Genomic DNA, 18,156 nt, shown 5'->3' with positions numbered 1-18,156 from the left:
GAGGAGGCCAGGGATGAGACCGGTGTACGCCGGTGCGGCGGTGGAGGTGGCCGCGCGCCCGGAGGAGGTGTTCGCGCTGATCACCGACTGGCCGCGGCACCGCGAGTGGATGTTCATGACGTCGGCGCGGCAGGTGGGCGAGCACCGGGTGGAGGCCTACACCGGGGTGCGGCCGGTGGGGTTCCTGGACACGATGACGATCGTGGCCTTCGAGCCGCCGTCGTACGTGCTGATGGAGCACACCGGGCGGATCGTGCGCGGGCGGGGCGCGATCCGGGTGCGGCCGTGGCGGGGCGGCAGCCGGGTGATCTGGGCCGAGGAGCTGCTGCTGCCGCTGGGCGCGGCCGGCCGGGCGTTGTGGCCGTTGGGACGTCCGGTGGTGACGGCCCTGGCCCGGCATTCGCTGCGCAGGCTGGCGCGCCTGCTGGAGGCGCCGGCCCGTTAGGTGGCGTCGTGGACGACCAAAGCCAGTTGCACCCGGTTGTCCAGGCCCGCCTTGGTCAGGACGCGCGAGATGTAGCCCTTGACGGTGCCCACGCTCATGTGCAGCTCACCGGCGATGACCGCGTTGGGCTTGCCCTGCCCGACGGCGAGCGCCACCTGGCGCTCCCGCTCGCTGAGGGCCGACAGCACGCGGCGGGCCTCGGCGCGCCGCCGGTCGTCCTCCTCGGGCATCAGGTGGGCGATCAGGCGGCGGGTGACGCTGGGCGACAGGCTGGGCTCCCCGGCCGCCACCCGTTTGACGGCCTCGACGATGCCCTCGGGCGGGGTGTCCTTGAGCAGGAACCCGCCGGCTCCGGCGCGCAACGCCCGGAAGACGTGCTCGTCGGCGTCGAAGGTGGTCAGGATGATCACCTGCGGGGCGCCGGTGCGGGCGCGCAGCCGCCGGGTGGCCTCGATGCCGTCGAGGCCGGCCATGCGGATGTCCATCAGCACCACGTCGGGGGAGTGCTCGGCGACCGCGGCCTGGACCTGCCCGCCGTCGGCCACGGCCCCGACCACGCGCAGGTCGGGCGCGCCTTTGAGCATCAGGGTCAGCCCGGTGCGGACGAGCGCGTCGTCGTCGACGATCAGCACCCGGATCGGGCCGGGCTCACTCCGCGACTCCTCCACGGGGCCATGGTAGCCGTGCGGCCAGCCGGAACCCGCCGTCGCCGGCCGGTCCGCGGTCCAGCCTGCCGCCTGCCAGGGTGACGCGTTCCTCCAGGCCGGCCAGCCCCGCCCCGGCGCCGGTGTCGGCCAGTTCCGCCCGCGGCCCGGCGGGCGGCGGGTTGCGCACCTCGACGGTCAGCTCCCGGCCGGCCGTGCCGCGCACCTCGACGGTGACGGTCCGGCCGGGGGCGTGCTTGCGGGCGTTGGTCAGGCCCTCCTGGACGACGCGGTAGGCGGTGCGCCGGGTCGGCTCGGGCAGGTCGGCGAAGCGTATGCCGTGTTCGCGCAGGTCGATGCGCATCCCGGCCCGCCGTGACTCCGTCACCAGCGGCTCCAGCCCGGCCGGCGGCTGCTCGGCGGAGGGCCGCTCGGCCGAGGCGGGCTGGTCGCCGGGGTGCCGGCGCAGCACGCCGATGACGCCGCGCAGCTCCTGCAGCGCCTGGTGGGCGCTGGCGCGGATGACCTCGGCCGCCTCGGCGACCTCGGCGGGCGTGGCGGCGGCGTTGAAGCGCAGCGCGCCGGCGTGCACGGCCAGCAGCGACAGCCGGTGGGCCAGCACGTCGTGCATCTCGCGGGCGATGTCCAGGCGTTCGGCGCGGCGCGCCTCCTCGGCGCGTTGCCGCTGGTCGGCCTCGGCGCGGCGGGCGCGTTCGGCCAGCGAGGCCAGCAGTTGCCGGCGGGTCCTGGCCAGGATGCCCCAGCCGGTGACCGCCCCGCCGAACAGCACCGCGACCAGCGCCCACACCGGGTACGGCGCCAGCCCCGGCGGCCGCAGGGCGAACCTGGCCAGCGAGGCGGCCACCCACGCCGCCCCGACGGCCACGGCCGCGGGCGGACGCCGGCGGAGCGCGACGACCAGCGTGGCGATCCCGGCGGCGACCGAGGCGGCGGCGGCCGGGATCGCCAGCGCGACGGCGGCCAGCCCGGCGGCCACCGGACGGCGGCGGCACCACCACAGCGCCGCGCACGCCGCCGCGCCGCCGGTCACGTCGGCCCACAGGTGCCAGCCGGGTGTGCCGGGCGCGAGGTCGCCCCACACCACCGAGACGGCGCCGGCCAGGGCGAGCACGACCCCTCCGGCAACCGCGACCCGCTCCCGCCGCGACCGCCCGCCCTGATTCTCGTCGCCCGTCTGCGGGCCGTTCGCCCCGAACACCATGGCCGATCGTAGCCCCCACCCGCCGTGCCGGGCGGCAACCGTGGTCACCGGCCGTGGCAACCAAAGTCGTGCCCGGTGCGCGACCGCGGTGGCCACGGACCGGCCGCAAGGCAGCAGCGCCGCCCCCGCGCGGGACGGGAACGTGGGGGCATGGTCTCCCTTCAGGCACGCGGCCGGTGGGCCGCGCTCGTCCTGGCCGGGCTCACCCCGGTCGTCGCCGAGCTCACGCTGGGCAATCCGCCGCTGCGCCAGGCGTGGCTGCTGCTGGTGTGGACGCCGATCTACGGCGCGGGCACCGTCCTGATCCGCGAGCTGGTACGCCGTGCCGGTCGCGGGTGGGGGTCGGTGCTGCTGCTGGGGGCGGCGTACGGGATCGTGGAGGAGGGGCTGGCGCTGCAGGCGCTGACCAGCCCCACCCTGTACGGCGCGGCGGGGTGGGCGCCGCGTGTCCTGGGCCTCAACACCGCCTACACCGAGCTGAACATCCCCTACCACGCGGTGTTCAGCGTGGCGCTGCCGATCCTGCTGGCCGACCTGCTGTTCCCGGCGCTGCGCCACCGCCCCTACCTGGGACGGGCCGGGCTGGTGGTGGCGGGCGTGGTGTTCGTGCTGGGCGTGCTGCTGCTGCGCTGGACGGCGGCCTTCATGGACCCCGGCTACCTGGCGCCGTGGCCGGTGCAGGCGGGGATGCTGCTGGCGGTGGCGGCGCTGGCCGTCCTGGCGTTGCGGGTCGTCCCCCCGCCGCCGGCCGGGTCGGCGCAGGCGGCCGGGGGGGCGGCGGGCGTGCCCGCTCCGGCGCTGGTGGCGGTGGGGGCCGCGGTCGTCGCGTTCGGGTATCTGGCGCTGCTGTTCCCCTTCGGCGGGGCCCGGCATCCGGCCTTCACCCAGGGCAGCTGGGTGGCGGCGCCGATGGCGGCCGCGGCGCTGCTGGCCGTGGTGGCCTCGCTGCTGCTACGGCGGTGGGCCGCGCACGGCGGCTGGGGCGACCGGCACAGCCTGGCGCTGGCGGGCGGCGCGCTGATCGGGCACACCGCCTTCGGCGTGCTCGCCAACGCCCAGACGGCCGCCGACCGGGTCTCGCTCACCGTGCTCGGCCTGGTGACGGCCGCTCTCCTGGCGCTGCTGGCCCGCCGTACGGGCCGACTCGCACCGCCGGCCCGTACGCGCTGACCCGCAGCGCCCGAACGGACTGACGTTCAGCGGGCCACGGCGGCGGGCTGGGCCTGGCGCTGCACGGCGGCGGCGAACGCGGCGATCAGCGGGTGCGGACGCCGCCCGTCGCCGGCCAGCTCCGGCTGGAACAGCGTGCCGACGAAGAACGGGTGGCCGGGCAGCTCGGCCACCCGCACCATGCCGTCCTCGGCGTGGCCGGAGAAGACGAGCCCGTGCTCGGCCAGCGTCCCGCGGTAGGCGTCGTTGAGGCCGTAGGAGCAGCTGTAGGCCTCGACGATGGACGTGGTCCCCATGATCTGCTCGATCCGCGAGCCGGGGGTCAGGCGCACCAGCCCCTCGTGCCCGGCCAGCGAGCACGACAGCGGCTCCAGCAGGAACGCCCCGGCGCCGGGGGTGTTCTCGGCGTGCTCGACGTCCAGCCCGCACACGTTGCGGCCGTACTCCAGCAGCATGTGCTGGAAGCCGCCACAGGTGCCCAGGAACGGGATGCGCCGCTCGCGGGCGGTGCGGGCTGCGTTGACGGCGCCGGCCTCGCTGGCGTACGGGCTGCCGGGCATGATCCAGATGCCGTCGAAGCCGTCGAGGTCGTCGGCCTCGGTGGTGGGGATCCAGTAGGGGTCCAGGGCGATGCCGTCGCGTTCGCGCAGCGCCTCGATCAGGCGGGGGACGCGGGCGTGGGACCGGACGCCGGGTGAACGGTCTGCGACCAGGGCGATTCTCATGCCTCCCATCCTGACCTCCACCCGTCCTTAAGCGCCAACGATGATGTCTGCACCTGCTATAAGCATTACTGATGGACCCGAATCTGTTGCGCACGTTCGTGACGGTGGCCCGCCTGCGCTCCTTCTCGGCCGCCGCCCACGAGCTCGGCTACACCCAGTCGGCGATCTCCCAGCAGGTGGCGGCGTTGGAGGCCGATCTGGGGCTGCCGCTGCTCGGCCGCCGCCCGGTGGAACCGACCCCGGCCGGTGAGCGGCTGCTGGAGCACGCGGGGCCGCTGCTGCTGCGCCTGCGGGCGGCGCGCGCCGACGTGCTGCGCGCGGCGGCCCAGCCGGCCCACCGGCTGCGGCTGGCCGCGACCCCGCTGGCGGTCAACGCGGTGCTGGCCGGACGGCTGGCCGAGGCGCGCGCCGCCCAGCCGCGGCTGCGGGTGGAGGTGCGCACCTGTGACCGGGAGCGGCTGGCCGAGCTGCTGGCCGAGGGGGAGGCCGAGCTGGGGCTGGCCGACGGCATCGCCGCGCCCAGCGACCCGCTGCGCCTGCCGGAGTCGGGCCCGATGACCACGGTGGGCGTCAGCGAGGAGGACCTGGTGGTGGCGCTGCCGCCAGGGCATCCGCTGGCGGGACGCCGGGCGCTGCGGCTGGCCGACCTCGTCGACGCCCGCTGGCTGCAGACGCCGCTGTGCCCGTTGCCGCGCCTGCGCGACCTGGCCGGTGACGGGTTCGCCGCCGCGCTGGTCTACCAGGGCGACGACGTGCACACCGTGCTCAACCTGGTGGCCGCCGGGCACGGGCTGACCCTGCTGCCCGCCTCGGCCGGGCGGGGGGTGCCGCTGGTGGCGCCGCGCCTGGTGCACCGCGTGGAGCTGGTGCACGGCGCGCTGCCGCCCGGCCCGGCCGCCGCCTTGGCAACGGCCCTGACCGGCCCTGACCGGCCCGCCGGCCTGACGCCGCGGGCCGGTCGCCGTCCGGCGGGCTGACGCCGTCGGCCGTCCGGCCCGGTCCGTGTGGGGCGGCTGGGCGGGTCAGGCGTGCCAGCCGGTCACGCCGCCCGGCACCGGCGCGGCCGGGTCGTAGGGCTCGCGGGTGAAGACGAACGTGTTGAGGTCGAGGTGGTCGGCGGCCACGCGCAGCCTCTCGCCGGCGTAGTAGCCGTCCAGCCCGAGCCAGGTGCCGTCGTCCTGGGGCACGAACCGGGAGGCGCGCCCGCTGCCGTCGACGGGCGCCAGCGACAGCCCGCGCTCGGGCAGCAGCCGCAGCGCGTACGGCTTGGGCCCCCAGTGCCACAGCCCGGTCAGCGCCAGCAGGTCGGGGTCGGCGGGGGCGGGCTGCCACTCCTCGGGCAGGCGCGGCTCGTGCTCGTCGAGGATGTCGAGCAGGTCGGTGGGCAGGGAGCCGGTCATGCCGCTGGTGGTGTTGGCCATGAACAGCACGCCGACGCGTTCGGCCGGGTCGGCCCACACGGTGGCCAGGAAGCCGGGCATGGACCCGGTGTGCCCGGCCAGGCGGCGCCCGCCGACGCGGGCCAGTTGCAGGCCGAGCCCGTAGCCGGCGGTCCAGGAGTCGCCGTCGGCGACGCCGGCCGGTTCGCGCATCTCGGCCAGGGTGTCGGGCGACAGCACGCCGCCGGTGTCACCGCCGACGAAGGCCGCCCAGCGGGCCAGGTCGTGCGGGGTCGACCACAGCTGCCCGGCCGGCCCCATGGCCACGGCGTCGTGCTCGGGCTCGGTGAGCACCGTGTCGGCCCACGGGTGGACGGCGTAGCCGGTGGCGTGCGGGGCGCGGGGGCGGGCGGTGGTGGCGTTCATCTCCAGCGGCGCCAGCACCTCCTGCCGCACGGCCTGCTGCCAGTCGGTGCCGCGCAGCCGGGCCACCAGCTCGCCCAGCAGCGCGAACCCGACGTTGGAGTAGTGGAAGAGCCGGCCGGGCCGGTGCCTGACCTGGTCGGGGCCCACCCGCTTGAGCAGGTCGGGCAGCTCCAGGCCGGGGGTGCGCTCCCACCAGTCGGTCGGCGGCTCGGCGGTCAGGCCCGAGGTGTGCGACAGCAGCTGGGCGATGGTGGCCTGCCCGGCGGCGGTGCCGGGCAGGTGACGCTCCAGCGGGTCGGTCAGCGCGATCCTGCCCTCGTCGCGCAGCCGCATGACGGCCACGGCCACGATCGACTTGGTGATCGATCCCAGCCGGTACTGGGTGGCCGGGGTCGGCGGGCCGTCGCCGACGCGGCCGCGGCCGCCGAACCACACCGTCCGCCCGTCGCGGACGATCGCCGCCGTCAGCGACGGCACCCTGCACTCGGCCTGCTCGACGGCCAGCCTGCGCAGCAGCGCGCGGGCCGTCACCTGTCCCACCTGACTCATGGGCGACAACACTAGCGGCGTCGGGTGGCCGCCAGGTGCGTACCTGCCGCCTCGCCGCGGCCGGCCTGGCCGCCGGGCTGTCATCGATCGTGGTGGGGGGTGACCAGGCCGGCGTCGTAGGCGGCGATGACGAGCTGGACCCGGTCGCGGGCGCCGAGTTTGGTGAGCAGGCTGGCGATGTGGGCCTTGGCCGTGCCGGGGCTGATGTGCAGCTGGGCGGCGATCTCGGCGTTGGACAGGCCGCGCCCGGCCAGGGTCAGCACCTCGCGTTCGCGCGCGGTGACGCCCAGCGGCTCGCGGGGCAGCGGGCGAGGTTGGGGGCGGCCGGCGAACTCGGCGATGAGGCGGCGGGTGACGCTGGGCGCGATCAGCGCGTCGCCGGCCGCGACCACGTGGACGGCGGACAGGATGTCCTCCAGCGCCATGTCCTTGACCAGGAACCCGCTGGCTCCGGCCCGCAGCGCGGCGTGGACGTTGGCGTCGTCGTCGAACGTGGTGAGCATGATCACGCGGGTGGCTGGGGATTCGGCGGTGATGGTCTGGGTGGCCTCGATGCCGTCCATGCCGGGCATGCGGATGTCCATCACGACGACGTCGGGGCGTAGCTGCCGCGTGAGCTGGACGGCTTGGGCCCCCGTCCCGGCCTCCCCGGCGACGACGACGTCGCCGGTGCCGTCGATGACCATGCGCAGACCGGCGCGGATCAGCGGCTGGTCGTCGGCGAGCAGGACGCGGACGGTCACCGTGCCTCCACGCGCGTGCTGCGGCCGCTCTCGCCCGCCGGGGCGTGCTGCGGCAGCGGAAGGGCCGCGGTGACGCGGAAGCCGCCCTGCGGGCGCGGCCCGGCGCTGAGGCGGCCGTCGAGCAGGGCGGCTCGCTCGCGCATGCCGGCGATCCCGTACCCACCGCCGGGCCAGCCCGCGCCGGTTGAGCCCGCGACGGCTGAGGCGGTGCCGCGTCCGTCGTCGGTGATGTCGACGCGCAGTTCGCCGGGCGCGTAGTCGAGGACGACCTGGCAGTGGCGGGCGCCGGCGTGGCGGACGACGTTGGTCAGCGACTCCTGGACGATGCGGAAGGCGCACCGGTCGACGGCCGGGGGCAGCTCGCGTGGCGTGCCTCGGCGGCGCACGTCCACGTGGAGGCCGGCGGCCGTGGTCGTCGCGGCGAGCCGGTCGAGGTCCGCCAGCCCCACCGGCAACCCCGCCCCCGCCCCCGTCTCCGACCCCGGCCCCGCCAGCAACCCCGTCTCCGTCTCCGACCCCGGCCCCGCCCACGTCTCCGGCTCTCCGGCGGCCGGGGGCTCGCGGAGCACGCCGAGCATGTGCCGCAGCCCTTGCAGCGTCTGCCGGCCGGCGGCCTCGATCGCGCCGAGCGCCTGGCGCGCCTGGTCCGGCCGGGTGTCGATCACCCGGGCGCCCGCGCCGGCCTGGATGGCGATGACGCCGATGCTGTGGGCGACCATGTCGTGCAGCTCTCGCGCGATGCGCAGCCGGTCGGCCGTGACCGCCTGAAGCTCGGCCTGCGCACGCAGCGCCTGGCCGTACTCGCGTCGTTGCCGGAGCGTCGTGCCCGCCGTCCAGGCGACCACGACGCCCAGGCCGAGCAGGAGCGACAGCGCGAGGAAGCCCGGCGCGGCGGCGCGCAGCCCCTGGGCCAGCAGGGTCCCGTACCAGACCGCCTGCTGCACGATCAGCGTGGCGGCCGCCGCCACCAGCCCGCTCCGGCGCGTACGGGTGGCCGTGATGAGACAGACCAGCAGGTCGGCCGCCGGCAGCAGCGGCCAGATCCGCTCGGCGGGCTGCGCCACGGCCACCGCCACGACCAGTTCGGCCAGCAGCACCGCCAGCACCGCGCACGACCGCCGCCGGGCCCACACCATCGGGACCGCCGTCGCGGCGGCGAACCCGAAGTGTGCCGCGCCCACCGGCAGCGGGCTCTCGCCGTCGGTCAGCGTCACGACGTACAGCAGCGGCAGGCAGGCCACCACGGCGCACCACGACAGCGCCGTCCGCACGCCGTGCGGCAGCCGCTGCGTCAAGGGTGGCCTGGGCGTTGGTTCGCGCACCCGGCCGATCGTAGTCACCGGTCGCCCCCGCGGGCATCGGCCTGCCGGCCTATGCCCGCGGGCCACCCCACCGGCAGGCGAACAGGCCTGCGGCCAGATGCCCCGCCTGCCCGGCCTGCGACACCGTTGGACGGGTGATCGAAGTCAACCAACTGACCAAGCGTTACGGCCCGGTGAGGGCCGTCAACGCGCTGACCTTCACCGTGCGGCCGGGCTGCGTCACCGGGTTCCTCGGCCCGAACGGCGCCGGCAAGAGCACCACGATGCGGATGATCCTCGGGCTGAACAGGCCCACCAGCGGCACCGCCACCATCGGCGGCCGCCCGTTCGCCCGTCACCGCGCCGGCCTGCGGCACGCCGGCGCGCTGCTGGACGCCGGCGACGTGCACGGCGGACGCACCGCGGCGGCGCACCTTGCGGCGCTGGCCCGCGGCAACGGCCTGCCGCGCCGCCGGGTGGGCGAGGTGCTGCGGGAGGTGGGTCTGGAGGGCGTGGCCCGCCGCCGGGTGGGCGGCTTCTCCCTGGGCATGCGCCAGCGGCTCGGCATCGCCGCCGCCTTGCTGGGCGACCCGCCGGTGCTGCTGTTCGACGAGCCGGTCAACGGCCTGGACCCCGAGGGCGTGCGCTGGGTGCGCGGCCTGTTCCGCCGCCTGGCCGCCGAAGGACGCACCGTGCTGGTCTCCAGCCACCTGATGAGCGAGATGGAGCACACCGCCGACCGGCTCGTCGTCATCGGCCGGGGCGAGTTGATCGCCGAGGAGAGCGTGGCCGAGTTCGCCGCCCGCGGCACCGGCTCGTCGGTGACCGTGCGCTGCGGCGCCCCCGCCGAACTGGCCGCCGTGCTGGCCCAGGCAGGCGCCCGCGCGCAGCAGGGCGACGACGGCGCGCTGACCGTCACCGGGCTGAGCGCCGCCCGCATCGGCGAGCTCGCCTTCGAGCGGCGCATCGTGCTGCGGGAACTCGCCCCACGCCGGGCCTCGCTGGAGCAGGCCTTCATGGAGCTGACCGCCGACCGCGCCGACCACCGCGCCGACTCCCATGCCGACTCCCATGCCGACTCCCTGGCAGGTGACCGGCGATGACGGCCGCCCGCTTGCGTGACCTGCTGGCCGCCGAGTGGATCAAACTCTGGTCGTTGCGCTCCACCCGCTGGCTGCTCGGCCTCGGCCCGCTGGCCATCATCGCCTTCGCCGCCCAGAGCGCCCTGAACGCCTACCGCGAGTGGCCGAACTTCCCGCCGATGCAGAAGGCCATGTTCAGCCCCTTGAACGAGGCGTTCAGCGGACTGTCGGCCACCATGTTCATGATCGGGGCCGGCGGCCTGGGCGCGCTGACGATCGTCGGCGAGTACGCCACCGGCCTCATCCGCACCACCCTGACCGCCGTCCCGGCCCGTCACCGCGTCGTGGCCGCCAAGCTCGCCGTCGTCGGCGGCGTGCTGCTGGCCATCGGCGTGCTCGTCTCGGCCGCCACCTTCGGCGTCAGCCAGGCCATCCTGTCCGGCCGCGGCGTCGCCGTCGCCCTCGGCGATCCCGGCGTGCTGCGCGTGCTGGCCGCCAACGCGCTCCTGGCTCCGGTGTCAGGGCTGGTCGGCATGGGGATCGGCGCGCTGCTGCGGCACACCGCGGCCGCCGTCGTGTCCGTCTGCGCGGTGCTGGTCATCGTGCCGACGTTCTTCCGGCCGACCGTCCACCAGTGGCTCAACGACCTCTACGCCCTGGTGCCCTTCTACGTCTGGCGTACCTGTCTGGGGCTGCCCCAGCTCCGCGACGACCCCGCCCTGCCCACGGTGGCCGGCTCCTGGGCCGTGTTCGCGGCCTGGCCGCTGGCCGCCGCCGTCCTGACCGTGCTCGTCGTGCACCGCCGCGACGTCTGACCGCTCCTGAGAGGAATCCGATGAACTCCCTGCTGTTCCGGCCGCTGGCAGCCTGCCTGGCCCTGGCCGTCACGGCCTGCGCCACGCCGACCGCCTCGGCCACTCCCTCCGGCCCCTCCACCCCCGCCGTCCCGGCCGCCACCGCGTCCCCGGCCGTTGCCGGGCTGGAACTGCCGCGCCCCACCGGCCCCGATCCGGTCGGCCGCGACGTCCTGTACCTGGTCGACACCAGCCGTAAGGACCCGTGGGTCCCGCGATCGGGCCCGCGCCGCCTGATGGTCTCGATGTACTACCCCGCTCGCTCGGCCACCGGCGCCCCGGCGCCCTTCATGACGGTGGAGGAGGCCGCGTCCCTGCTGCGGCGCAAGGCCCCCGGCGCCGACCTGCCCGCCGAGATCGTCAGCGGCATCCGCACCTACGCCCACACCGGCACGCCCCCCAGGCGCGGCCGCCACCCGCTGGTGGTGCTCTCACCCGGCCTCGGCCTGCCGCGGGCCAGCCTCACCTCCCTGGCCGAGGACCTGGCCAGCCGCGGCTACGTCGTCGCCTCCCTCGACCACGCCTACGAATCGTCGGGGACCGTCTTCCCCGGCGTCGGCCTGCTCACCTGCGCACCCCTGTGCGACCAGCCCAAACCCCCCGAGGGCGGCAAGGCCGCCATCGCCAGGAACCGCGCCAAGGACGTCTCCTTCGTCCTGGACCGGCTGACCGGCCGCCACCCGGCCTGGAAACGCGCCGACCTGATCGACTCCAGGCGCGTCGGCATGGCCGGCCACTCCCTCGGCGGCGAGGCCGCCTCCACCACCATGGCGACCGACAAGCGCGTCAAGGCCGGGATCAACCTCGACGGCACCATCAGCGCGACCCTCCCCGCCACCGGCCTGGGCGCCCGCCCGTTCCTGCTGATGGGCAGCCAGAGCGACCACAGCCCCGGCAAGGACGACACCTGGGACAGCGCCTGGCGGACCCTGCGCGGCTGGAAGCGCTGGCTCACCGTGGCCCAGGCCCAGCACAGCAGCTTCACCGACCTGGCCATCCCGCAGAGCAGGATCGGCCCGCCGGCTTCCGGAGTCATCGCCGCCGAACGCGGCCTGGCGCTCACCCGCGCCTACGTCGCCGCCTTCTTCGACCAGCACCTGAGGAACATCAGACGGCCCCTGCTCGACGGGCCCACCCCGGACAACCCCGAAGTCGGCTTCCACAACCCGTGACCCGGCACCGGGAGGCGCACGCGCCGCCTTCCCCGTCCGCCGCCTTCCCCTGATCGCGTCCGGGGCCGGTCAGCGGGTGGGGGCGCGGTCGAAGGCGTCGAGGATGAGGCGGCTGGCGTCCAGGTCGCGGGCGGTGTCGCCGAGGCCGGGCACCTCGATGGGGCCCGGCCAGGTGTGGCCGCCGCCGTCCACCGTGTACAGGCGCAGCGTGGCTCCCCGCGCGCAGGACGTCCACAGGCGCAGGCGGACGCGGCGCAGGGGATGGCTGGTGGCGGGGGAGGAGCAGTGCTGGGCGGCGGCCCAGGCGTCCATGGTCTGCTCGACCGGGGGCAGCACGACGAGCGCGGCCAGGTGCCGCAGTTGGCCGCCGGGCTCGGGGTGGCCGCCGTCGTAGGGGACCAGGCGGTCGGCGGTGCCGTGGAAGGCGACGATCGTGGTGGGGACGGGCTGGGCGCAGGGCTGGGCGATGGGGATGCCGGCCACGGCGGCCACGCCGCTCAGGCGTCCGTCCAGGGCGCAGACGAGTGAGGCGGCCAGGCCCGCGCCGTAGGACAGGCCGGCGGCGAACTCGCGTCCGGGGTGGGCGCACTGGTGGCGTTCGACCTCGTCCAGCAGGGCGGCCAGGTAGGCGGTGTCGTCGGGGCCGGCGGTGTGCGGCAGGGTCCAGGCCAGCCGTCCGGGCGCCGATTGGGGGGTGATGACGATGTAGCCGCGGCTTGGGCCGATCTGGGGCAGGCGGCTGTAGGCGGCCTGTTCGGCGGCGTTGGAGCCGAGGCCGTGCAGGTTGAGCAGCACGGGGTGGGGGCCGGGCCCGTCGGGGACGGCCAGCAGGTAGCGGCGGGTCAGACCGGCGGTGGTCAGCTGGTGAGCACCGGAGGTGAGCCGGCGTGTCGTGGCCGCGCATCCACTGCTCGCCGCACCCCGCCCCTGCTCCCGCATCCGGCCCTGCCCAAGGTCCTGCCCAAGGTCCTGCCCCTGCTCTTGCCCCTGCCGCTGCCCGTCTCCCCGCGCCTGCCCGGGAGTCCGGCCCTGAGTCGGGCCCAGCGCGCGGTCCTGTGCCGGGCCTTGCGTCCGCGGGGGAGTCGCCTCCTGGGAGCTTCGAGGAAGGGGGGCCGCTGCGGAGGGCGGCGAGGATGCCTGCCCGCCGGCCGAAGGCGACCGTTGGCCTGCGCCCGGCAGAGAGGGCACCGCGCAGCCGGACAACACCACCATCACCAGGAGCGACATCAACGCCAAGACCGTGGTGCTCGCGGCGCTGGTGGCCGTGCTGCTGCTCGCGGTGGTGCCTGCGCTCCTGCCCATCTCGCCCCCCGCGCGTGCCGATGGTCCGTACTGGCAAGTGTGCCTCGCACGGCCGTCCGTACGCTCGCATGCCGAAACCGGCCGCCCCCTGTGCCCGGGGGACGGCCGGTCAGGGGCGGCGGGTCAGCACACGATGAAGATGCTCTTCCAGCCGACCGGGGTGCGCTGCTCGGCGTTGCGGTTGGAGGCCAGTTCGAAGTGCATCACGCCGGAGGCGTTGGGCTGGTTGTACATGCGGCCGCTCTGGCCGTCGCCGTACCACTTGTAGGAGCCGTGGTAGGGGATGTTGGACACGCCGCAGGCGTCCAGGACGACCGAGCGGCCGGTGAAGCCGGGGCCTTCGTAGGCGACGTACTGGGAGGCGTACGCGGCGCCGGCCGAGGCGAGGACGAACCCGGCGGTGATCGCGGGGACGAGAAGGATCTTCTTCAACGTGTTCTCCTTCGAGGGTTCCTGACGAATGCCCACGATGGGTAATCGTATGGCAACCCTTCGTGCACGTCGAGGCGTTTTCGCTGATGGCGAGGGCGAGGGCCCGTCGAGGACGGTTCACGACAGCGGGCCGAGACGTCGAAAAAGCCGCTCACCGCCGCGCCTGCCGGCGGCGGTGAGCGGCTGGAAGCCGGCCCGAAGAAGGGAGGGGGAGCGGGGGAGCGGTCAGGACTTGGCGTGCAGGGCGCTGCCCTTCTTCCACTGCGAGAAGGGCAGCTGCCAGTAGCCCCAGCCGTTGTTCCACTCCAGCTCGCGGTTGGTGCCGGTGATCTCCACGACGTCGCCGCGCTGGAAGTTGTCGTAGAACCACTTGGCCTGGTCGGGGCGGGAGTTGATGCAGCCGTGGCTGACGTTGCGCACGCCCTGGGCCCAGACGTTGTCCTTGGCGTGGACGTACTCGCCGGAGTTGGAGATGCGCACGGCGTGGTCGATCATCACGTCGTAGTAGCCGGGGTCGCCCTTCTTGCGGCCGGGGGAGATCATGCGCACCGGGTTGCCGCGTTCCATCGTCAGGTGCACGCCGGAGGTCGTGGTGTACTCGCGGGTGGTGGCCATGCCGGCGCTGATGCGCATGGTCTGCACGCGCTTGTTGTCCTTGTAGACGTACATCATGTGGGTCTTGGTGTTGACCTTGCTGATGACCTTGGCGCCGATCTTGAGGCTGGCGGAGTAGTCCTTCACGCCGTACAGGCCCTTGCCGGCCTTGACGCCGGTGATGCGGGCGTTGAAGGTGACCTTCTGGTGGGCGGGCCAGTACTTGGCGGTGCGGTAGATGACGGTGGTGTCGTTGATCCACCGCCAGGCGCCGGTGACGGGCTTCTCGGCCTCCACCTCCAGGGCGCGCTCGACGGCCGCCTTGCCGGTGACGGGCTGGTTGAAGGTGACGATGATCGGGGCGCCGACGCCGAGCGTCTCGCCCTTGGCGTTGGGGGTGACGTCGGCGACCTGCAGCTCCCGCTCGGGCTTGACCGTGGTGAAGGTGCTGGTGGCGGCGGTGGCGCCGGCCTTGGCCGAGACGTTGTAGTTGGTGGAGGGCTTCAGCGGCGTCCGGGAGACCCATTTGGTCTTGTCGGCGTTGAACCTGCCCTCGACCGTGTGGCCGCCGCCATCGACGGTCACCTCCTCCAGCGCGCCACCGGCGGCGGTGACCACGACCTTCTTGTCGGGGCTGACCTTGGCGCTGCCTTCGGCGGGGCTGATGGTGACGGTGGGCGCCTGCGGGGTGGCCACGGTGGTGGCGTCGGGCGCTTCCGGCCCGCGCGAGGCGGCGTTCCCGCTCGAGCAGGATGCCGTCAGGGCCGCGACCGCCAGCAGCGCGAGGCCGGCGGCAGACTTCGTCCATGCGGGCGCAACGTTCAAGACTGTCCTCTCCCCCAGGGCGGCAAACCCACCCCAAAGACTTTAATGCTCCTGCATGTATGACGCAGAAGCATTTAGGAGAGTTCGGTCACATTTGCATCACTAATTGCTGTCAACCCCAGGTCAACCTGCGTCAACGCGACGATCAACGCTCTTGCCCGCGAGGGGTTCAGCGCCGCTCCAGGCGATGGGTCAGGCTCGTGTGCCGCCGTCCGGCGCCCTTGGTCCGTACGGCCTGGGCCAGCGCCCGCCGCGACCCCACGATCACCACCAGCCTCTTGGCCCGCGTGATCGCGGTGTAGAGCAGATTGCGCTGCAGCATCATCCACGCGCTGGTGGCCAGCGGGATCACCACCGCCGGATACTCGCTGCCCTGACTGCGGTGGATGGAGACGGCATAGGCGTGGGCCAGTTCGTCCAGCTCGTCGAAGGCGTAGTCGACCTCCTCGTCCTCGTCGGTGCGCACGGTCAGGCTGTGGTCGTCGGGGCGGATGCCGGTGACGATCCCCACCGTGCCGTTGAACACCCCCGCCGCGCCCTTGTCGTAGTTGTTGCGCAACTGGGTGACCTTGTCGCCCACCCGGAACACCCGCCCGCCGTACCGGCGTTCGGGCATGCCCTCGCGGGCCGGCGTCAGCGCCTCCTGCAGCGCGATGTTCAACGCCCCCGCCCCGGCCGCGCCGCGGTGCATCGGCGCCAGCACCTGCACCTCGCGCCGGGCGTCCAGCCCGAACCTGGACGGGATGCGCCGCGCGACGACGTCCACCGTCATCGCCGCGATCTCCTCCGGCTCCTCGCACGGGAACAGAAAGAAGTCCGACATGCCGGCCAGCACCGGATGGTGCCCGGTGTTGACCCGGTGGGCGTTGGTCACCACCCCCGACTCCTGCGCCTGACGGAAGATCTGCGTCAGGCGCACCCGCGGCACGTCCACCGCGGCCAGCAGATCCTTCAGCACCTCCCCGGCCCCCACCGAGGGAAGCTGGTCCACGTCGCCCACCAGCAGCAGATGCGTGCCCGGCGCCACCGCCTTGAGCAGCTTGTTGGCCAGCAGCAGGTCCAGCATCGAGGCCTCGTCCACCACCACCAGGTCGGCGTCCAGCGGGTTGTCGCGGTCGAAGGTGGCCTCCCCGCCCGGCCTCAGCTGCAACAACCGGTGAACCGTGGTGGCCTCGTGCCCGGTCAGCTCCGACAGCCTCTTGGCCGCCCGCCCGGTCGGCGCGGCCAGGATCACCTTGGCCCGCTTGGCCCTGGCCAGCGTCACGATCGACCGCACGGTGAAACTCTTGCCGCATCCCGGCCCGCCCGTCAGCACCGCCACCTTGCACGTCAGCGCCAGCCGTACCGCCTGACGCTGCTCGGGCGCCAGCTCGGCGCCCGTCTGGGCCGCCAGCCACGACTCGGCCCGCTCCCAGTCGACGTCGGCGAAGGACCGCAGCCGGTCATGGCCGCTGTTCAGCAACGACAACAACCCACCGGCCAGCGACAGCTCGGCCCGGTGGAAGGGCGGCAGATACACCGCCGGCACGCTGTTGTCCCCGGCGGGCACCTGCTCGCGCACCACCCCCTCCTCGGCCGCCAGCTCCTCCATGCACCGCGTGGCCAGCTCGGCCGGCACGTCGAGGATCTTGACCGCGTCGGCCACCAGGTTCGGCGCCGGCAGATAGCAGTGGCCGTCGTCGGCCGCCTGCGACAACGTGTACCGCAGCCCCGCCTTGACCCGCTCGGGACTGTCATGGGGGATCCCGACGGCCTGGGCGATCGTGTCGGCCGTCTTGAACCCGATGCCCCACACCTCATCGGCCAGCCGGTACGGCTGCCCGCGCACCACCGAGATCGACGACTCCCCGTACTGCTTGAAGATCCGCACCGCGATCGAGGTGGACACCCCGACCCCCTGCAGAAAGATCATCACCTCTTTGATGATCTTCTGCTCCTCCCACGCCGCCGCGATCATCTTCGTCCGCTTGGGACCCAGCCCCGGAACCTCCACCAGCCGCTGCGGCTCCTGCTCGATCACCTCCAGCGTCCCCGTACCGAAATGATCGACGATCCGCTCGGCCATCTTCGGACCGATCCCCTTGATCAGCCCCGACCCCAGATAACGCCGGATGCCCTGAACCGTGGCCGGCAACACCGTGGTGTAGGACCACACCTCGAACTGCCTGCCGTACCGCGGATGCGACGTCCATCGCCCCCGCAACCGCAACGACTCCCCGACCTGCGCCCCCAGCAACGGCCCCACCACCGTCAGCAACTCCGCCCCCGACCGCTCGGTGGCCACCCGCGCGATCGTGTACCCCGTCTCCTCACTGGCGAAGGTGATGCGCTCAAGCACCGCATCGAGGGACACACCGAGCGAACCGTTGGCGTCAGGCTTCACGCAAACCCCTCTGTTGCCTGTTTTGAAGGCAAGGGTAGAGCAGCAGAAGAGCGACAAGCCGAAGACGCTCATGGTCCCGCCGATGGCAGCGCACGCGATCGACGTGTACCTGGCCGACCGCGCCGAGCGGGCCAGGGCGGCGGTGGCGGCGCTGACCGGCTCGCTGTTCGCGTCCGCCACGGGCCGGCGCCTCGACCGCAAGGACGTGTACGAGTCCGGCCTGTCGGCCGTCAGGCCGGGATCGAGGGGCTGCACCCGCACAAGCTGCGGCACACCTTCGCGACGCTCGCCCAGGAGGCGGGCGTCAGCGTGAAGAAGATCCAGGAGGCGGTGGACCACGCCCAGCTGGGGTCCCTACCAGGCGTCCCAGACGACCTTGTTCGAGTTGCTCATGTTGTAGATCACCACGTTGCCGTCGGCCTGGATGACGAGTTCACAAACCGCGCTGCCGCTGCACGTTGACCATGTGTTGGAGGCCCATCTGACGATGGGGGGATTGTAGGCGTAGACCACGAAGTTGCCGTCGGCCTGGAACTCGGCCCGATAACCACTGGGCTTCGTCAACGTTTCGGTGGTGTTGGCCGCCCAAACCGCTTTGCCGTTGTTGTAAAGCACGAGGTTACCGTCGGATTGCATGATCAGCTTCGCGGCGCCAGTCTGGCAGACCTCTTCCCCGCTCCTGAGGAGATTTCCGCCTCCTTCACTGATGTGCCAGTTATTGCCGACTTTCCTCGCAGCACGGAACTGACACTTTGGGTCATAAGTAAAGGCGGCCGATGTGGCAGCCTGCACGGCGTGTGCTGGCGGTGTTGCGACCGCTAAGGTTGCGGAGAGGAGCAGGGCCGTGGTGCTGATACGTGCAATCTTGAAGCGTGGCATGGTTGGTCTCCCCGTGACTGTTGCTTCCC

The 18,156-nt window shown here is 73.7% G+C and carries 18 protein-coding genes; 7 read left to right on the top strand and 11 right to left on the bottom strand.

Features of this window, described 5'->3' with window-relative positions:
- The first annotated feature begins 13 nt into the window (after positions 1-13).
- Complete coding sequence (locus ACIBK9_RS10110; protein ID WP_397156776.1) at positions 14-445, top strand: SRPBCC family protein; 432 nt, start codon at positions 14-16, stop codon at positions 443-445.
- Here ACIBK9_RS10110 and ACIBK9_RS10105 read toward each other — a convergent pair.
- Both ACIBK9_RS10105 and ACIBK9_RS10100 read right to left on the bottom strand, forming a co-directional pair.
- On the bottom strand, positions 442-1,113 hold the full coding sequence (locus ACIBK9_RS10105; RefSeq protein ID WP_397156774.1) for a response regulator: 672 nt from the start codon (positions 1,111-1,113) through the stop codon (positions 442-444). The genes ACIBK9_RS10110 and ACIBK9_RS10105 overlap by 4 nt on opposite strands.
- Positions 1,094-2,359 carry a sensor histidine kinase gene (locus ACIBK9_RS10100; RefSeq protein WP_397156772.1) on the bottom strand — a complete coding sequence of 422 codons (1,266 nt, stop codon included), beginning with the start codon at positions 2,357-2,359 and terminating at the stop codon, positions 1,094-1,096. Before ACIBK9_RS10100 ends, ACIBK9_RS10105 begins: the two co-directional genes overlap by 20 nt.
- A 102-nt stretch (positions 2,360-2,461) precedes the next feature.
- Here ACIBK9_RS10100 and ACIBK9_RS10095 point away from each other — a divergent pair, with 102 nt between their 5' ends.
- A complete protein-coding gene (locus ACIBK9_RS10095; RefSeq protein ID WP_397156770.1) occupies positions 2,462-3,481 on the top strand; it encodes a hypothetical protein in 1,020 nt (339 codons plus the stop codon).
- 26 nt (positions 3,482-3,507) lie between these two features.
- Here ACIBK9_RS10095 and ACIBK9_RS10090 read toward each other — a convergent pair whose 3' ends face one another.
- The gene (locus tag ACIBK9_RS10090) at positions 3,508-4,206 is read right to left on the bottom strand and encodes a gamma-glutamyl-gamma-aminobutyrate hydrolase family protein (protein WP_397156768.1); all 699 of its coding nucleotides are present in this window, start codon (positions 4,204-4,206) and stop codon (positions 3,508-3,510) included.
- 71 nt (positions 4,207-4,277) lie between these two features.
- On the opposite strand from ACIBK9_RS10090, the gene ACIBK9_RS10085 reads away from it, so the two are divergent.
- Entirely contained in the window at positions 4,278-5,183 is a 906-nt protein-coding gene (locus tag ACIBK9_RS10085; protein ID WP_397156766.1) for a LysR family transcriptional regulator, read from the top strand.
- 45 nt (positions 5,184-5,228) lie between these two features.
- Here ACIBK9_RS10085 and ACIBK9_RS10080 read toward each other — a convergent pair whose 3' ends face one another.
- The 3 genes from ACIBK9_RS10080 to ACIBK9_RS10070 all read right to left on the bottom strand — a co-directional run bounded on the left by ACIBK9_RS10080 (position 5,229) and on the right by ACIBK9_RS10070 (position 8,625).
- Positions 5,229-6,560 carry a serine hydrolase domain-containing protein gene (locus tag ACIBK9_RS10080; RefSeq protein WP_397156764.1) on the bottom strand — a complete coding sequence of 444 codons (1,332 nt, stop codon included), beginning with the start codon at positions 6,558-6,560 and terminating at the stop codon, positions 5,229-5,231.
- A gap of 80 nt (positions 6,561-6,640) precedes the next feature.
- Positions 6,641-7,303 (bottom strand): response regulator, encoded by a 663-nt coding sequence (locus ACIBK9_RS10075; RefSeq protein ID WP_397156762.1) that lies wholly within the window; start codon positions 7,301-7,303, stop codon positions 6,641-6,643.
- Complete coding sequence (locus tag ACIBK9_RS10070) at positions 7,300-8,625, bottom strand: sensor histidine kinase (protein WP_397156760.1); 1,326 nt, start codon at positions 8,623-8,625, stop codon at positions 7,300-7,302. The genes ACIBK9_RS10075 and ACIBK9_RS10070 overlap by 4 nt, the downstream gene beginning before the upstream one ends.
- Before the next feature lie 134 nt (positions 8,626-8,759).
- Here ACIBK9_RS10070 and ACIBK9_RS10065 point away from each other — a divergent pair, with 134 nt between their 5' ends.
- The 3 genes from ACIBK9_RS10065 to ACIBK9_RS10055 are packed head-to-tail and all read left to right on the top strand — an operon-like array spanning position 8,760 to position 11,712.
- Positions 8,760-9,707: an ABC transporter ATP-binding protein gene (locus ACIBK9_RS10065; protein WP_397156758.1), complete on the top strand. Its 948-nt coding sequence runs from the start codon at positions 8,760-8,762 to the stop codon at positions 9,705-9,707.
- Positions 9,704-10,501 carry a hypothetical protein gene (locus tag ACIBK9_RS10060; protein WP_397156756.1) on the top strand — a complete coding sequence of 266 codons (798 nt, stop codon included), beginning with the start codon at positions 9,704-9,706 and terminating at the stop codon, positions 10,499-10,501. Before ACIBK9_RS10065 ends, ACIBK9_RS10060 begins: the two co-directional genes overlap by 4 nt.
- A gap of 20 nt (positions 10,502-10,521) precedes the next feature.
- Positions 10,522-11,712 carry an alpha/beta hydrolase family protein gene (locus ACIBK9_RS10055; protein WP_397156754.1) on the top strand — a complete coding sequence of 397 codons (1,191 nt, stop codon included), beginning with the start codon at positions 10,522-10,524 and terminating at the stop codon, positions 11,710-11,712.
- 69 nt (positions 11,713-11,781) lie between these two features.
- On the opposite strand, the gene ACIBK9_RS10050 is transcribed toward ACIBK9_RS10055, so the two are convergent.
- The 4 genes from ACIBK9_RS10050 to ACIBK9_RS10035 form a co-directional block, all read right to left on the bottom strand.
- Positions 11,782-12,651 (bottom strand): alpha/beta hydrolase family esterase, encoded by an 870-nt coding sequence (locus ACIBK9_RS10050; RefSeq protein WP_397156752.1) that lies wholly within the window; start codon positions 12,649-12,651, stop codon positions 11,782-11,784.
- Between the two features lie 486 nt (positions 12,652-13,137).
- Complete coding sequence (locus ACIBK9_RS10045) at positions 13,138-13,446, bottom strand: MiAMP1 family antimicrobial peptide (RefSeq protein ID WP_352329610.1); 309 nt, start codon at positions 13,444-13,446, stop codon at positions 13,138-13,140.
- 225 nt (positions 13,447-13,671) lie between these two features.
- Positions 13,672-14,865 (bottom strand): Ig-like domain-containing protein, encoded by a 1,194-nt coding sequence (locus ACIBK9_RS10040; RefSeq protein WP_364335663.1) that lies wholly within the window; start codon positions 14,863-14,865, stop codon positions 13,672-13,674.
- Positions 14,866-15,034: 169 nt separating this feature from the next.
- On the bottom strand, positions 15,035-17,248 hold the full coding sequence (locus ACIBK9_RS10035) for an ATP-dependent RecD-like DNA helicase (protein ID WP_387675191.1): 2,214 nt from the start codon (positions 17,246-17,248) through the stop codon (positions 15,035-15,037).
- On the opposite strand from ACIBK9_RS10035, the gene ACIBK9_RS10030 reads away from it, so the two are divergent.
- Positions 17,207-17,710 (top strand): tyrosine-type recombinase/integrase, encoded by a 504-nt coding sequence (locus ACIBK9_RS10030; RefSeq protein ID WP_397157566.1) that lies wholly within the window; start codon positions 17,207-17,209, stop codon positions 17,708-17,710. The two genes, ACIBK9_RS10035 and ACIBK9_RS10030, sit on opposite strands and share 42 nt — an antisense overlap.
- Here the strand turns inward: ACIBK9_RS10030 and ACIBK9_RS10025 are convergent.
- Positions 17,603-18,127, bottom strand: a complete 525-nt coding sequence (locus tag ACIBK9_RS10025) for a hypothetical protein (RefSeq protein ID WP_397156749.1) — start codon at positions 18,125-18,127, stop codon at positions 17,603-17,605. The two genes, ACIBK9_RS10030 and ACIBK9_RS10025, sit on opposite strands and share 108 nt — an antisense overlap.
- Between the last annotated feature and the right edge of the window lie 29 nt (positions 18,128-18,156).

The organism is Nonomuraea sp. NPDC050227, from assembly GCF_044459705.1.
Classification (GTDB): Bacteria; Actinomycetota; Actinomycetes; order Streptosporangiales; family Streptosporangiaceae; genus Nonomuraea.
Note: the sequence above shows the minus strand (reverse complement) of the source record. Positions and strands in the feature narration are given on the sequence as shown.

Bases quoted from the DNA above. Each gene is read 5' to 3' on its own strand.
- ACIBK9_RS10110 (WP_397156776.1), top strand. From the start codon at position 14: ATGAGACCGGTGTACGCCGGTGCGGCGGTGGAGGTGGCCGCGCGCCCG.
- ACIBK9_RS10095 (WP_397156770.1), top strand. From the start codon at position 2,462: ATGGTCTCCCTTCAGGCACGCGGCCGGTGGGCCGCGCTCGTCCTGGCC.
- ACIBK9_RS10090 (WP_397156768.1), bottom strand. From the start codon at position 4,206: ATGAGAATCGCCCTGGTCGCAGACCGTTCACCCGGCGTCCGGTCCCAC.
- ACIBK9_RS10085 (WP_397156766.1), top strand. From the start codon at position 4,278: ATGGACCCGAATCTGTTGCGCACGTTCGTGACGGTGGCCCGCCTGCGC.
- ACIBK9_RS10080 (WP_397156764.1), bottom strand. From the start codon at position 6,560: ATGAGTCAGGTGGGACAGGTGACGGCCCGCGCGCTGCTGCGCAGGCTG.
- ACIBK9_RS10060 (WP_397156756.1), top strand. From the start codon at position 9,704: ATGACGGCCGCCCGCTTGCGTGACCTGCTGGCCGCCGAGTGGATCAAA.
- ACIBK9_RS10055 (WP_397156754.1), top strand. From the start codon at position 10,522: ATGAACTCCCTGCTGTTCCGGCCGCTGGCAGCCTGCCTGGCCCTGGCC.
- ACIBK9_RS10050 (WP_397156752.1), bottom strand. From the start codon at position 12,651: ATGCGGGAGCAGGGGCGGGGTGCGGCGAGCAGTGGATGCGCGGCCACG.
- ACIBK9_RS10025 (WP_397156749.1), bottom strand. From the start codon at position 18,127: ATGCCACGCTTCAAGATTGCACGTATCAGCACCACGGCCCTGCTCCTC.